Origin of the sequence: Pseudomonas sp. QS1027, assembly GCF_002814235.1 — a bacterium.
Classification (GTDB): domain Bacteria; phylum Pseudomonadota; class Gammaproteobacteria; order Pseudomonadales; family Pseudomonadaceae; genus Aquipseudomonas.
In genome coordinates, this window is record NZ_PHSU01000003.1 from 54,052 (window position 1) to 68,810 (window position 14,759).

General features: G+C 61.9%; 11 protein-coding genes and 2 tRNA genes. 3 read left to right on the forward strand and 10 right to left on the reverse strand.

The genetic code is table 11. The features are described from left to right. The first annotated feature begins 126 nt into the window (after positions 1 to 126). A complete protein-coding gene (locus tag CWE01_RS00805; RefSeq protein ID WP_177144170.1) occupies positions 127 to 1,224 on the forward strand; it encodes a PLP-dependent cysteine synthase family protein in 1,098 nt (365 codons plus the stop codon). Positions 1,225 to 1,410: 186 nt separating this feature from the next. Here CWE01_RS00805 and CWE01_RS00815 read toward each other — a convergent pair whose 3' ends face one another. The 5 genes from CWE01_RS00815 to rimO all read right to left on the reverse strand — a co-directional run bounded on the left by CWE01_RS00815 (position 1,411) and on the right by rimO (position 5,476). After that, complete coding sequence (locus tag CWE01_RS00815) at positions 1,411 to 2,181, reverse strand: SDR family oxidoreductase (protein WP_100938625.1); 771 nt, start codon at positions 2,179 to 2,181, stop codon at positions 1,411 to 1,413. 103 nt (positions 2,182 to 2,284) lie between these two features. Then, positions 2,285 to 2,746 (reverse strand): DUF1456 family protein, encoded by a 462-nt coding sequence (locus tag CWE01_RS00820; protein WP_100938626.1) that lies wholly within the window; start codon positions 2,744 to 2,746, stop codon positions 2,285 to 2,287. Between the two features lie 54 nt (positions 2,747 to 2,800). Next, complete coding sequence (locus CWE01_RS00825; RefSeq protein ID WP_100938627.1) at positions 2,801 to 3,511, reverse strand: rRNA pseudouridine synthase; 711 nt, start codon at positions 3,509 to 3,511, stop codon at positions 2,801 to 2,803. 75 nt (positions 3,512 to 3,586) lie between these two features. After that, positions 3,587 to 4,036, reverse strand: a complete 450-nt coding sequence (locus CWE01_RS00830) for a GNAT family N-acetyltransferase (protein ID WP_100938628.1) — start codon at positions 4,034 to 4,036, stop codon at positions 3,587 to 3,589. Positions 4,037 to 4,138: 102 nt separating this feature from the next. Further along, entirely contained in the window at positions 4,139 to 5,476 is a 1,338-nt protein-coding gene (rimO, locus tag CWE01_RS00835; protein WP_100938629.1) for a 30S ribosomal protein S12 methylthiotransferase RimO, read from the reverse strand. A gap of 302 nt (positions 5,477 to 5,778) precedes the next feature. Between rimO and CWE01_RS00845 the strand changes: the two genes are divergently transcribed. Next, complete coding sequence (locus tag CWE01_RS00845; RefSeq protein WP_100938631.1) at positions 5,779 to 7,680, forward strand: potassium transporter Kup; 1,902 nt, start codon at positions 5,779 to 5,781, stop codon at positions 7,678 to 7,680. Between the two features lie 74 nt (positions 7,681 to 7,754). Here the strand turns inward: CWE01_RS00845 and CWE01_RS00850 are convergent, their stop codons facing one another. From CWE01_RS00850 to CWE01_RS00865, 4 genes are all read right to left on the reverse strand, one after another. After that, positions 7,755 to 9,035, reverse strand: a complete 1,281-nt coding sequence (locus tag CWE01_RS00850) for a virulence factor family protein (protein WP_100938632.1) — start codon at positions 9,033 to 9,035, stop codon at positions 7,755 to 7,757. Beyond that, positions 9,035 to 11,677, reverse strand: coding sequence for a bifunctional lysylphosphatidylglycerol flippase/synthetase MprF (mprF, locus tag CWE01_RS00855; RefSeq protein ID WP_100938633.1), 2,643 nt, complete (start codon positions 11,675 to 11,677; stop codon positions 9,035 to 9,037). Before mprF ends, CWE01_RS00850 begins: the two co-directional genes overlap by 1 nt. 278 nt (positions 11,678 to 11,955) lie before the next feature. Next, a tRNA-Met gene (locus CWE01_RS00860) sits at positions 11,956 to 12,032 on the reverse strand. 196 nt (positions 12,033 to 12,228) lie between these two features. Beyond that, a tRNA-Met gene (locus tag CWE01_RS00865) sits at positions 12,229 to 12,305 on the reverse strand. 294 nt (positions 12,306 to 12,599) lie between these two features. Here CWE01_RS00865 and dinB point away from each other — a divergent pair. Further along, positions 12,600 to 13,661 carry a DNA polymerase IV gene (dinB, locus tag CWE01_RS00870; RefSeq protein WP_100938634.1) on the forward strand — a complete coding sequence of 354 codons (1,062 nt, stop codon included), beginning with the start codon at positions 12,600 to 12,602 and terminating at the stop codon, positions 13,659 to 13,661. A 135-nt stretch (positions 13,662 to 13,796) separates the two neighbouring features. Here the strand turns inward: dinB and CWE01_RS00875 are convergent, their stop codons facing one another. Further along, positions 13,797 to 14,750 (reverse strand): hypothetical protein, encoded by a 954-nt coding sequence (locus CWE01_RS00875; protein WP_100938635.1) that lies wholly within the window; start codon positions 14,748 to 14,750, stop codon positions 13,797 to 13,799. Positions 14,751 to 14,759 lie beyond the last annotated feature (9 nt).

Genomic DNA, 14,759 nt, shown 5'->3' on the forward strand with positions numbered 1-14,759 from the left:
GCGGATTATTGCGGTGGAACCTGTCAGGGGATCGACCGTTGTTTATCCTTCAACGGTTTGGCCCTGGGCCATTGGCTCAGCCAGCCGTCAGTGCTTTCGAGCACCTCCGTTCCAAGACGAGTACCCATCATGAGCGACAACCGACAGTGGGCCCGGGAAGCGATCCGGATCATTGAAGCCGACTTCCAGCGCAGTGCCGACACCCACCTGATCCCTTTGCCGCTGCCGGGCCTGCCGGGCATCGAGTTGTACTTCAAGGACGAATCCAGCCATCCGACCGGCAGCCTGAAGCACCGTCTTGCGCGTTCGCTGTTCCTCTATGCCTTGTGCAATGGCTGGCTGCGCCCGGGCGCGCCGGTGATCGAGGCGTCCAGCGGTTCGACGGCGATCTCCGAAGCCTACTTCGCACGGCTGCTGGGCCTGCCGTTTATCGCGGTGATGCCGGCCACCACTTCCCAGGAAAAGATCGCGCAGATCGCCTTCTACGGCGGCAAGAGCCATCTGGTGCAGGACCCGACGCAGATTTACGCGGAGTCCGAGCGCCTGGCCCGGGAGAGCGGTGGTCATTTCATGGACCAGTTCACCTACGCCGAGCGGGCCACTGACTGGCGGGCGAACAACAACATCGCCGAGTCGATTTTCCAGCAACTGCGGTTCGAGCGGCATCCGGAACCGAGCTGGTTGATTTCCAGCCCTGGTACCGGCGGCACCACGGCGACCCTCGGTCGTTATGTGCGTTATCGCCAGCATGGCACCCGGGTGTTGTGCGCCGATGCCGAGCGTTCGGTGTTCTTCGATTTTTACCAGACGGGCGACGCCAGCCTGCGTCTGGACTGCGGTTCGCGCATCGAGGGGATCGGGCGGCCGCGGGTCGAGGCGTCGTTCCTGCCCAAGGTGATCGATGCCATGGTCAAGGTGCCGGATGCCTTGTCCCTGGCGGCCATGCATTACCTGGCGCAGCGTTTGGGGCGTCGGGTCGGCGGTTCCAGCGGGACCAACCTGATCGGTGCGCTGATGGCGGCACGGCAGATGGTTCAGGCGGGGGAGAGTGGTTCGATCGTGGCGATCCTCTGTGATGGCGGCGAGCGTTACGCCACCACCTATTACGACCCGCAATGGCTGAAGGCCCAGGGTTATGAGCTGGACGAGCTGATCGCGGCCGTGGCGGCCAGTGTCGAGCGCGGCGAGGCGTTGCCCGAGAGCGTGTTGCGGGCTGGGATCTAACCCAAACTGTTTTCTTGGGTGGGCTGACATTTGTGGCGAGCGGGCTTGCCCGCGCTGGGGTGCGAAGCGCCCCTGAAACCGACGAACTCGGTTTATCTGAGAAACCGAGGTAACCGATTTTGCGACTGCTTCGCAGTCGAGCGTGGGCAAGCCCACTCGCCACAATAGATCCTCACACGCCACCAGTTACAGGCTGAAGCCCCCATCCAACGGGATGATATTCCCGGTCATATAAGCCCCGGCGGTACTCGCCAAACTGATCGCCAGCGCGGCCATCTCTTCCTCGCGGCCCCAGCGCTTCATGGGGATCAATGCGGTGTCCTCGGCCAGCGCCTGCTCATCGTTGCCGATATGCTGGGTCATCTTGCTCGGGAAGCGTCCCGGCGCGATCACATTGACGTTGATGTGCTGGCTGACCAGCTCCCGCGCCAGAATCCGTGACAGCTGATGCAGGGCGGCTTTGCTCGGGCCGTAGGCATAAGCCTGTTCGCCGAAGGAAGAAATCCCCGCCACCGAGCCGATATTGATAATTCGTGCCGGATTCGCCGCCGAGCCGGCCTTGCGCAATAACGGCAGGAACTGCTGGATGCAGTTGAAGACCGAGGTCACGTTCAGTTGCATGACCTTTTCCCAACCCTTCACCGGATAGCTTTCCAGTGGCGCGCCCCAGGTGGTGCCGGCGTTGTTGACGAGGATATCCAGCCGATCGATCCGCTCGCCCAGGCGTGTCGCCAGCGCCAGCACACCTTCCTCGGTCGCCAGGTTGGCGGCCATGGCCTGGCAATGGCCCAGGGCGCCGAGTTCATCGGCGGTCTGCTGGCAGGCTTCGGCGTCCCGGGCACACACGTAGACGTGGGCGCCGGCTTCGACAAAGGCCTTGGCGATCATCTTGCCGATGCCGCGGGTACCGCCGGTGACCAGCGCGGTGCGGCCTTGCAGGGAAAAGTAGGGGTGCATGGCGAATCCTGAGTGCAAAAGGTATCCATACCCTAGCCGTCAGGTGTCAAAAGCGGAGCCACTATTGGGCGGCGCAATGATGCGCCATGCACGTCGAAGCGGATCAGCCGCGAACGCGCAGCGTCAGCCCCTTGAGGAAGTTGCGCAGCAGCTGGTCGCCGCAGGGACGGTAGTTGGTGTGGCCGAACTTGCGGAACAGCGCGCTCAGCTCAGGCTTGGACACCGGGAACTCGGCGGCCTTGAGAATGGCGTGCATGTCGTCTTCCTTCAGTTCGAAGGCCACCCGCAGTTTCTTCAGGATGATGTTGTTGGTCACCGGCAGCTCGACCGGCAGCGCTGGACGGCTTTCGTCCTTGCCGCGCTTGAAGATCACCAGGCCGTCGAGAAAGTGCGCCATGACCTCGTCCGGGCAATGCACGAAGCCTTCTTCCTCATCCTTTTTCAGGTAGGTGACGACATCGGCCTTGGCCACTTCGAAGCCGGTCAGCTTGATGAGCTCGACGACCTTGTTGTCGCTGATGTCGAGCATGTAGCGCACGCTACGCAGTACGTCGTTGTGAATCATGTGAACCATCCTGAGAGGTAGACGCCGCGCATCTGCGCGACGTTGAAGCGGGGATTAGAATTTTTCTTTGGTCGACAGGTAGCGCCACTGGCCCACGGGCACCTTGCCGATGGAGACGCCGCCGATACGGATCCGACGGATGGACACGACCTTGAGCCCGACCGCCTGGCAAAACAGTGCGATCACCCCGGGCTGAGGGTTTTTCATCGCGAAACGCAGGCGGTTCTCGTTCTGCCAGCTGGCTTTGACGGCGGGTAGCTCGCGACCCTTGTAGGTCAGGCCGTGGCTGAGGCGGTTGAGGCCGTGCTCGACGATGTCGCCGCTGACCTCCACCACATATTCCTGCTCGATCTTGGCGGTGTCGGCGGTGAGCTTGCGAAGGATTTTCCAGTCCTGGGTAAATACCACCAGGCCGCTGGCGCCGGCTTGCAGGTCGGCCCCCGCGGTCAGGCGCAGGAAATGCCCCTTGAGCGGGCGTTTGCCATAGCGGTGTTCCTCGGAGAGCGTCTCGGCCTGCAGCAGTTGCATGGCTGCGTCGGGGCTCAGGCCGACCGGCTGGTGCAGCAGCAGGGTCACCGGCTCCGGTGCGGTGGCCTTGGCTTCGGGGTCCAGCTCGACTTTCTGGGCTTCGACCTTGAACTGCGGCTCGTCGATGACTTCGCCATCGACCGTGACCCAGCCGCCTTCGATGAACAGTTCGGCCTCCCGACGGGAGCAGCCGACCAGCTCGATCAGGCGTTTGGAAAGGCGAGTGGGTTCAGACATGACGGCGGCCGTAAAAAAGGGGGGCGGCTATTGTACCTGCCTGGCGCCGGTTAAGCCCGGCAACATTTGTCGCACTCAGCGCTTCAGGCGCAGATGCAGCAACGGATAGGGCTGGCCCATGCCATCCTTCTCCGAGCGACCTATCACTTCGAAGCCCAGCTTGAAGTAGAAGCCGACGGCCTGTTCGTTCTGTTCGTTGACGTCCAGTTCATCGGCGTTCAGGTGTTCGATGGCGTAGCGCAGCAACTGCTTGCCCAGGCCCGTGCCGCGTGCCTGCGGGGCGATGAACAGCATCTCGACCTTGCCTGCCGCCACCCCGGCAAACCCGGTGATGCGCTGGCGCGAATCGCGGGTACAGACCAGCATGACCGCATCCAGGTAGTGGGTCAGCAACATGTTCTTCAGCAGTTCGATGTAGCTGTCCGGCAGGAAGTCATGGGTGGCGCGCACCGAGGCTTCCCAGAGCCGGGCCAGTTCCGGGTAGTCGCCGGGCTTGGGGGTATGAATGACCGAGAGCTGGGGCATACAGCAGATTCCTTCCGTCGCGGTAGTGCATGAACCAGACTATAGCCGTAAAAAAGCCCCGCATCTCGTTGAAAGTGCGGGGCTTTTCAGATTATTTACGGCTTAGAGGGTTTCCGCCCAGAGGTCGTATTCGTCGGCATCGGTGACACGGCACCAGACCTTGTCGCCAGGCTTGAGGTCGCCGGCACCTTCGATAAACACGTTGCCGTCGATTTCCGGGGCGTCGAAGAAGCAGCGACCAACCGCGCCTTGTTCGTCGACTTCGTCGATCAGCACTTCGATCTCGCGACCGATGCGCAGTTGCAGGCGGGCGGTGCTGATGGCCTGTTGATGGGCCATGAAGCGATCCCAGCGCTCCTGCTTGACGTCATCCGGGACCACGTCCAGGCCGAGGTCGTTGGCCGGTGCACCTTCGACCGGCGAGTACTGGAAGCAGCCGACGCGGTCGAGCTGGGCGTCGGTCAGCCAGTCGAGCAGGTACTGGAAGTCTTCCTCGGTTTCGCCGGGGAAACCGACGATAAAGGTCGAACGGATGATCAGGTCCGGGCAGATCTCGCGCCAGTTCTTGATCCGCGCCAGGGTCTTGTCTTCGAACGCCGGGCGTTTCATCGACTTGAGGACTTTCGGGCTGGCGTGCTGGAACGGGATGTCCAGGTACGGCAGGATCTTGCCGGCGGCCATCAGCGGGATCAGCTCGTCGACATGCGGGTACGGGTAGACGTAGTGCAGGCGTACCCACACGCCCAGGGTGCCGAGCGCTTCGCACAGCTCGGTCATGCGGGTTTTCACCGGCGCGCCGTTCCAGAAGCCGGTGCGGTACTTCACGTCGACGCCATAGGCGCTGGTGTCCTGGGAGATCACCAGCAGTTCCTTGACCCCGGACTTGACCAGGCGCTGGGCCTCGTCGAGTACGTCACCCACCGGGCGGCTGACCAGCTTGCCGCGCATCGACGGAATGATGCAGAAGCTGCAGCTGTGGTTGCAGCCTTCGGAAATCTTCAGGTAGGCGTAGTGGCGCGGAGTCAGCTTGATGCCTTGCGGCGGCACCAGGTCGATCAGCGGGTTGTGGTCCTGGCGTGGCGGCACCACCTGGTGCACGGCATTGACTACCTGCTCGTACTGCTGCGGGCCGGTGACGGCCAGCACGCTGGGGTGCACCTTGCGGATATTGCCTTCTTCTACGCCCATGCAGCCGGTGACGATCACCTTGCCGTTTTCCTTGATGGCTTCGCCGATCACTTCCAGGGACTCGGCCTTGGCGCTGTCGATAAAACCACAGGTGTTGACCACCACGACGTCGGCGTCCTGGTAGGTGGACACCACGTCATAGCCTTCCATGCGCAGTTGCGTAAGGATGCGCTCGGAGTCGACCAGTGCTTTCGGGCAACCCAGGGATACGAAGCCGACCTTGGGGTTGGCTGGCGCGGTAGGGGTGGACATGTCTAACCTCGGTATTGGGGTGTCGAGCCACTTGGGACAAGGGCGTCGCGTGGGCGCTGATGCGCCTCTGATCAAAAAGTGCGCAATTCTAGCGATGGCGGAGGCACTTGACCAGCTTTATGCAGGGAAATGCGACGAGTGCTGCGCTATGCTTCGCCCGATGCGAGTTGCTGTCATTTTTTGTTTCAAATATCCGATGACTTATAAATCGTCGGCAACTGTAAGAAAAACAGCGCATGCTGCGTGAAAAAGCAAATAGTGCTTCTTGAAAGAAGCCTTATTCCGGGGTGTAGGAGTAGTTGATGGGTGGTCAGGCAGTGAGTGAGGGGCAGGTCGGGCACTCGACGGCAAAGCCGTTGGGTATGCTGGTAGCGGCGGTAGGGGTGGTGTACGGCGACATCGGCACCAGCCCGTTATATACCCTCAAGGAGGTGTTCACTGGCGGTTATGGGGTACAGGTCAACCATGATGGTGTCTTCGGGATCCTGGCACTGATCTTCTGGTCGCTGATCTGGGTGGTTTCGATCAAGTACGTGTTGTTCATCCTGCGCGCCGACAACCAGGGCGAAGGCGGGATCATGGCCCTCACCGCGCTGGCGCGGCGGGCCTCGGCGTCCTATCCGAAATTGCAGTCGGTACTGGTGATTCTCGGGCTGATCGGTGCGGCGCTGTTCTACGGCGACAGCATGATCACCCCGGCGATCTCGGTACTCTCGGCGGTCGAGGGTCTGGAAATCGCCTTCGACGGGCTGGAGCATTGGGTGGTGCCGCTGTCGCTGGTGGTGCTGGTGGCGTTGTTCCTGATCCAGAGGCACGGCACCGCGAGTATCGGCAAGCTGTTCGGGCCGGTGATGGTGGCGTGGTTCGTGATACTGGGGATCATGGGGGCCTATGGCATTTCCCTGCACCCTGAAGTGCTGAGCGCGTTGAACCCGATGTGGGGCGTGCACTTCTTTATCGTCCATCCGGGCATGGGCGTGGCGATTCTCGGCGCGGTGGTGCTGGCATTGACCGGTGCCGAAGCCTTGTACGCCGACATGGGCCACTTCGGTCGCAAGCCGATTGCCCGTGCCTGGTTCGCCCTGGTACTGCCGGCGCTGGTGCTGAACTACTTCGGCCAGGGCGCCTTGCTGCTGGGGAATCCGGACGCGGCGCGCAACCCGTTCTATCTGTTGGCGCCGGACTGGGCGTTGATTCCGTTGGTGGTGCTATCGACCCTGGCGACGGTGATTGCTTCCCAGGCGGTGATCTCCGGGGCGTTCTCCCTGACCCGCCAGGCGATCCAGTTGGGCTACATCCCGCGCATGCATATCCAGCACACCTCGAGTGCCGAGCAGGGGCAGATCTACATCGGCGCGGTGAACTGGACCCTGATGATCGGCGTGATTCTGCTGGTGATCGGGTTTGGCTCCTCCAACGCCCTGGCCTCGGCTTATGGTGTGGCGGTGACCGGGACCATGTTGATCACCAGTATCCTGGTGGCGGCGGTGATGCTGCTGTTGTGGAAATGGTCGCCGATCCTGACCGTACCGATCCTGGTGGGTTTCCTGTTGGTGGACGGGCTGTTCTTCGCCGCCAACGTGCCCAAGATCGTCCAGGGCGGTGCCTTTCCGGTATTGGCGGGGATCGTGCTGTTTATCCTCATGACCACCTGGAAGCGCGGCAAGGAGCTGCTGATGGACCGCCTCGACGAGGGGGGGCTGCCGTTGCCGATCTTTATTGGCAGTATCCGTGTGCAGCCGCCTCATCGGGTCCAGGGCACGGCGGTGTTCCTGACCGCGCGGCCGGATGCGGTGCCCCATGCGTTGTTGCACAACTTGCTGCACAACCAGGTGCTGCATGAGCAGGTGGTGTTGCTGACCGTGGTTTACGAGGATATTCCGCGGGTGCCGGCACAGCGACGGTTCGAGGTCGATGCCTATGGCGAAGGGTTCTTCCGGGTCATCCTGCACTTCGGTTTTATCGATGAGCCGGATGTGCCTGAGGCGCTGAAGTTGTGCCATCTGGACGAGCTGGATTTCAGTCCGATGCGTACCACTTACTTCCTCAGCCGTGAGACGGTGATCGCTTCGAAGATCGTCGGGATGGCGCGCTGGCGGGAAAGCCTGTTCGCCTTCATGCTGAAGAACGCCAACGGTAACCTGCGCTTCTTCAAACTGCCGGTGAACCGGGTGATCGAGCTGGGGACCCAGGTCGAGATCTGATTTCACGGGTATGAAAAAGCCCCCGTTGCCTTGCGGCAGCGGGGGCTTTTTCTTTGGGGGCCTACAGGCTCACATCATTCGCTTTTGACTTGGCGCTTCTGGATAGCATCCACCAACCGCTTGGCCAGTGCCGGGTAGTTCTCGTCGAAGTGATGACCCCCTGGCAGCTTCACAGCCTCCCCCACGGCAGTCGTGGTGGTACAGCCACTCTCTTTCACTTCGTCCTGGCCATAGATGCACAGCACCTTGGCCGCTGGCAGCTTGGCCATGTCCGGACCGGTGTCGAGTTCCATGCCGGCCTTGCCCAGCCAGCCATCAACGTGGATCTCGAAACTGCCGCTGCGGGCGAACGCCAGCAGGATGATCGCATCGACCCGCTGTTGCTCGTTTTCCGGCAGGCGGTTGTAGATCGCCGGCAGGACATCGGCACCAAAGGAGTAACCGGCGAGGACGAAACGCTTGGCGCCCCATTTCTGCCGATAGTGCTGCATCAGTTCGGTCAGGTCGGCGGCGCTCTGTTCCGGGCTCTTGTGCTGCCAGTAGTAGCGCAGGGTGTCGATGCCCACCACCGGGTAGCCCATCTTCGACATATAACCCGCCGCGTCGCGGTCCAGGTCGCGCCAGCCACCGTCGCCGGAGAGGAACAGGGTCACGGTGTCGCTGGGTTTGTCCGCCGGGACTTCCACCACTGGAATGGCCAGGCCGCCGTTGTCCGTGCCCACGAGCATCTTGCGCAGTTCGTTGTTCAGCACCTGCGGCAGCTTGATGTCGTAGTCGCTGATGCTGGTTTCGGCATTTGGCTGGTCGCGCACGAACGCCGCGCTCGGATCATCCGGGCCGTCGTTCCAGGCCACCAGCCAGTGGCCGTGGGCCGCGGTCTTCGGTACCGGAATGGTGCAATCCGGCTGATCGAGGACGAAGCCCACCGAGATGGCCTGGGCCTTGTCGTTGGCCTGGGACGCCAGCCAGTTCCAGGCCAGGGACGCACCCGGGCCAACGCCGCTGACCAGGGTCGCCGGGCCTTTCAGTTGTTGCAAGGCATTGTCCAGGGCCTTCTGCTGCAGCGTGCAGTTGTCCTTGGGCAGGATCACCTGGACGATCAGCGCCGCGCCGCTACGACTGAGTGCGGACAACTGCGTGTCGCTCAGGGCATCTTCGGCGAGGGTGGCCACGACGACCTGGGCCTTGGGTGTGGTGCCGGGGGTCAGGCGAGTCAGGGTCGAACCGTCGGCCTGGCTCAGGTGTTCAAGAGTCGGTTCCGGCGGGGGGCGGTTCCAGAACCAGTAGCCGCCTCCCGCAAGTGCGGCCAGGAGCAGCACGATTACCAGTAAAAACCGCCAGGAGCGTTGAATCATCAGCGTTTCACCAATCCAGTCAAGCCGCCCGCAATCAGGGCGGCGGTATCGGCCAATGCGACCAGCGGATCAAGTCCTGCCGGCACGGCCATGTAACGGGGTTCCCAATCAGGCTGGAACTTGTCCTTGAAGCGACGCAGGCCCTGGAAGTTGTAGAGCTGCTCGCCGCGCTGGAACACCATCGAACCCAGGCGCTGGGTCAGTGGTGCGCCACGCCGCGGTTGCAGGCCCGACAACGGCACCATGCCCAGGCTGAAACGTGCGTATCCGTGAGCCTTATAATGCTGAATCAGGCCAACCATCAAGAACTCCATGGTCAGCTTGGGGGCTTCGGGGTGCGATCGCATCAGGTCGAGACTGGCCAGTTCATGGCTGTGGGTCTCGAGCAGGTTGGCGAACGCCACCGGGCGGCCTTCGAAATGGATGATCGCGACGCGGAAGTGATTGATGTACTCGGGGCTGAAACGGCCCAGGGAGAAACCTTTCTCGCGCACGTTCTTGCCGGTGAGCCAGGCATCGGAGATGACCTTGAGTTCATCCAGCGGTGCCTGCCCCGGTTCGTAGATTTCCAGCGACAGGCCGTCGCGGCTACCGCGGTTCCAGGTGTAGCGCAGGTCCTTCATCTCCTTGCCCTTGGACTCGAGGTCAAAGCGATGCAGGTCGACCCGGGCTTCTTCGCCGAGCTTGATGGCGGTCAGGCCGATGTCCATGTAGTACGGCAGGTTCTCCGCACGCACCTGATAGAACACCGGACGGGCATGGTGGGTGTCGCAGAGGTCGCGGAATTGCCAGATCAGTTCGGCACGCTGGCGCGCCGGGCCGATCGGGTCATACAGCGCCACCAGGCTGCGGCCACGACGGGCATACATCAGGAAGGCGGTATCGGTGGGGTGGAACAGGAACGCCTTGTCGCCGGTCAGCGCCAGGCCGCCGTCAGGTTGGTCCGAGGCCATCAGCACCTTGACCGCCCGCTCCATTTCATCGGGCGTGGGCTGGTGAATCACCGGGCGCGCGGTCCGCAGCAACCAGGTCAGCGAAACGGCAACCAATACCACGGCAGCCCCGAGCAGCGAACGCAGGCCACGGGGGGCGTCGCCATCCAGCGCGAACTGCCACCACAGTTCGTGGCTGTAGGGCACGTCCTGGTAGGCGAACAGCAGCAGCCAGACCGAAGCCCCGAGCACGCAGAGACTGGCCACTAGATAGAGCGGCGAGAACGGCAGTTCGGTGAGGCGGCTGGGTCGATAGAAGGAACGGCGGAAAATCCCCAGCAGACAGGCGGTGGCCGTCAGCATGCTGGCTTCTTCCCAGTCGAAGCCCTTGAGCAGCGAGAGCAGGGCGCCCACCAGCAGCAAGGTCATGGTCAGCATCCAGGCAGCGGACAGGCGTCGACGCAGGCCCTGGGCCAGCAGCAGGCACAACACGCCCACCAGGCTGGCGCCGAAGTGCGAGGCGTCGATCAGGCGGTCCGGTACCAGGAAGTCGATACCTTCCAGGCGCGTGTCGATTTCCGGGGTCGCGCCGGAGAACAGCAGCACCACACCGGAGAGGAACACCAGCACGGCGAGGATCGGTGCCGCGAAGCCCGATGCCACCCGCATGCTCTGGCGAGTGGTCATCAGGCGCTGGGCTTCGGTACTCAACAGGGCCAGGCAGGCCAGCAGCAACGGCAACAGTACATAGATGAGGCGATAGAGCAGCAGCGCGGCGGCCAGCGGCGCGGCGCCCAGCTCATTGGCGAAGGCGGCCAGCAGGATGGCTTCGAACACACCGACGCCGCCGGGCACATGGCTGAGCACACCGGCGGCCAGGGCCAGCAGGTAGACCAGCAGGAAGGCGCCGAACGGTGGGGCCACGGGCAACAGCAGATAGAGCACGGTCGCCGCGGCGGCGACGTCCAGGGCGGTAATCACCAGTTGCAGCAGAGTCAGGCGGGCACTCGGCAGGCGCAGGGTGCGGCGTCCGACCTTGACCAGCAGGTTGTCCTTGATCGGTTGTTCCGGCAGGCGTCGACGGTAGATGCCGACCGCCAGCAAGGCGGCCAGGGCCAGCACGACCACGGAGATGCCGCCGAGGAGGTAGGTGGGCAGGTGCAGGGCTTCGGACGCCGCGGGCAGGTTGCTCAGGGTCGCGAGGGCAGCCAGCGGTGGCAGAGCACAACCCAGCGAGAGGCTGGCGAACAGGGTCATCCGCGCGACTTCAGCGGCTCCCAGGCCGAAACGGGCATAGAGTCGATAACGCACCGAACCGCCGGACAGCAGCGACAGACCAATGGCGTTGCCGATGGCGAACGCAGTAAAGCCTCCCAGCACCAGGGTGCGCGTAGGCAATTTCACATCGGCGTAGCGACTGGCGGACCACTCATAGCCCAGCAGAATAATGAAACCGATGGTGGTCGCCGCCAGGGCTCCGGCCAGTGCCGGCTTGGGCACGCTGAGAATCGAATCGTGCAGGGCGTCCAGGTCGAGCTCGATCAACAGATGGCGACAAGCGATCAGGGCGATAGCGAACAGAAACAGGGTGATAGCCAAGCCGACGGATTGCCGGTACTTGCTCAACAGATCCAGCCAACGGAGACGGTTGGCGGAGATCGGGTGTGTTGCTGTAACAGTATCGTGTGGTTCGGACGAGTTGGCGCGCATCAATCACCTCTAGGATTGTGCGCGACAGGATGGGGGTATCCAGCCAAGTTACCAATCCCTATGGACAAAATAATTACAAATATTAACGTGTCTGGCCGTTGTACGGCGACCCACGCCCCGGGCTGTTGTAGAGGAAGTTTGTTGCGGATTCAGCTTAGCCTGTGCACCCATTGACTGCGGTATCCGTCGAGGGTTCGATCCGTCCTGCCTTGATTGGATGAAAGTTTTTTCGGCGGATACAAAAAAGGCCACTCTTTCGAGCAGCCTTTTCTGATATTTGGTTGCGGGAGCCGGATTTGAACCGACGACCTTCGGGTTATGAGCCCGACGAGCTACCAGACTGCTCCATCCCGCGTCTGTGTGGCGGCATTCTACAGCCGAACGGCGGGGTGTCAACCATTAATGGTCTGTTTGGTCAAAATAATGTGCAAAGCCTCGATTTGGCCGACTGCTTTCGGTAAGTGTCCGACAATCAAGGTTTTTTTGGACGGCCAGGGGAAAACACGCACGCACAAAAAAGGCCACTCTTTCGAGTAGCCTTTTTTGATGTTTGGTTGCGGGAGCCGGATTTGAACCGACGACCTTCGGGTTATGAGCCCGACGAGCTACCAGACTGCTCCATCCCGCGTCTGTGTGTCGGCATTCTACAGAGAAACGCCGGGCTGTCAAACCCTAATTGAGGAAAACCCCTTTATTGTTCAAATGCTTAGCGCTGGAGACGGGCTCTGCGCCGAGTCTGCGGACCATGCTGGGCAAGGCTTGCAGCTCTATCGACCAGTGCTTTTCGATTGAGAAATTAAATTCAATAGGGCTGTTTCCTACTCTTAAAGAGGAAGAATCAAACTACTGGTGCTATATACAGGTGTCAGTGAGATACTGCTGGCCTGTAGTGTTTCCGCTCCCTGAATGAACCTTTGTTGTCATGACGCAACGCAAAATCATCCACGTCGACTGTGATTGCTTCTACGCCGCCATCGAGATGCGTGATAACCCGAGCCTGGCCGGCAAGCCCATGGCGGTGGGTGGTTCAGCGGATCGGCGTGGAGTGATCGCCACCTGCAATTACGAGGCGCGGGCCTTTGGCGTGCGTTCGGCGATGTCGTCGCGGCATGCCTTGAGCCTGTGTCCGGACCTGGTCATCGTCAAGCCGCGCATGGATGCCTATAAGGAAGCGTCGAAGGATATCCAGGCGATCTTTCGCGACTACACCGATCTGATCGAACCCTTGTCCCTGGATGAAGCCTACCTGGATGTGTCCGACAGCCCGCATTTTGCCGGTAGCGCGACGCGTATCGCCCAGGACATACGGCGCCGGGTCTCGAAGCAATTGCATATCACCGTCTCCGCCGGGGTGGCGCCGAACAAGTTTTTGGCCAAGATCGCCAGCGACTGGAAAAAGCCCAACGGATTGTTTGTGATCACCCCGGATCAGGTGGAGGATTTTGTGGCCGGCTTGCCGGTCAACAAGCTGCACGGGGTTGGCAAGGTCACGGCGGACAAGCTCGGGCGCCTGGGGATTGCCGATTGCCTGCAATTGCGCGAGTGGGGCAAGTTGGCCCTGGTCCGCGAGTTCGGCAGTTTTGGCGAGCGCCTGTGGGGATTGGCCCGGGGTATTGATGAGCGGCTGGTGCACAACGACAGTCGGCGGCAGTCGGTCAGTGTCGAAAATACCTACGATGCCGACCTGCCGGACCTTGCCAGTTGCCTGGAGAAACTCCCCGAACTGATGGAAACCCTCGCCGGACGCATTGCCCGACTCGACAGCAGCTATCGACCGGGCAAGCCGTTCGTCAAAGTGAAGTTCCACGACTTTACCCAGACGACCCTGGAGCAGGCCGGGGCAGGGCGGGATCTGGAGAGTTATCGCCAGTTGCTGAGCCAGGCCTTTGCTCGAGGCGGGCGGCCGGTGCGGTTGTTGGGGATTGGTGTGCGGCTACAGGATCTGCGCGGCGGGTATGAGCAGTTGGAATTGTTCAGCGGCTGAAGCTGCTGTGCGCATTTCTGGAATGCGCCGCGAAACCTGTAGGGGCCGGCTTGCTGGCGATGAGCCCCTTGAGTCGTGTATTGCCCTCGCGGACGCCATCGCTCCTACAGGTTCTGTATTTCACCCCCCGCCGCCTCAGTTGGCCCCGGGATCCGCCACCAGTCGCCCGGCCTTCCTGGTCAGGGTCTTGAGGAAATCACGCTGCAACTCGGGATCGTTGCGGGTCAGTTCGATCAGGCTCTGTTCCAGTTCGCTGGCTTCGTCTTCCAGCCCCAGCTCTGACAAGCGCTTGACCCGATGCACCCATTGGTTGACGTCGTCACCCTCCAGGTCGTTGTAGATCAGGTCGTGGGCCTCCAGCAGCTTGCCGCGCAGCTTGCTGCTGATGGACAGGCTTGAGTCCGAATGGACTTCGCCCTGGGCATCTTCCACGCGGATCTGCAGGTTGCCGATGCGATACAGGTCCTGCTCGGCAAACGGGCTGTCCAGCAGGTTGAGGCGCAGCACGCCGTTTCGGTCGGTGGTCAGCTCGGCGGTCTGCTTGCCGGCGAGCACTTCCACCGGTCTTTCGGACCACGGCAGGCTCGAGTATTCCGTGCGCTTGTCGCGCTGGACTTCCTCGACCCCGGCCAGGTTCTGCTGGGCACGACCGCCGGACTCGACGTTCATGAACGGATTGAGGCCGTCGATACCGTCCTTGAGCCAGCCATGGGTCATGCTGTCCGGCATGTGCCCGAGGGCAAAGATATTCGCCACATTGGCGCAGGCACCACCGATCAGGGCTACGACCCCGAGCGGCATTTCATAGAGCTTGCGCCAGCCTTGATAAGGCGTGTAGCGATCATAGCGACGGGTGACATCGAACTCGGTGACTTCGAAGGTCTTCTGCTCGTGAATCCGCACACGACGTTGCGGCAGCTCAAGGACCTTGGGGTCACCGACATCGATCTGCAGGCTGTGTGCGAGCAGTTTGCGCTCGACGCGCTCTTCATGCTCGCTGCGTTGTGACATCTGGTTGGCGCAGCCGCTGACCAGCAGGGCGCCGCACAAGGCGGCGCCCCCGAGGGCTAAGGTACTTCGATTGAACATGGGCGCTCT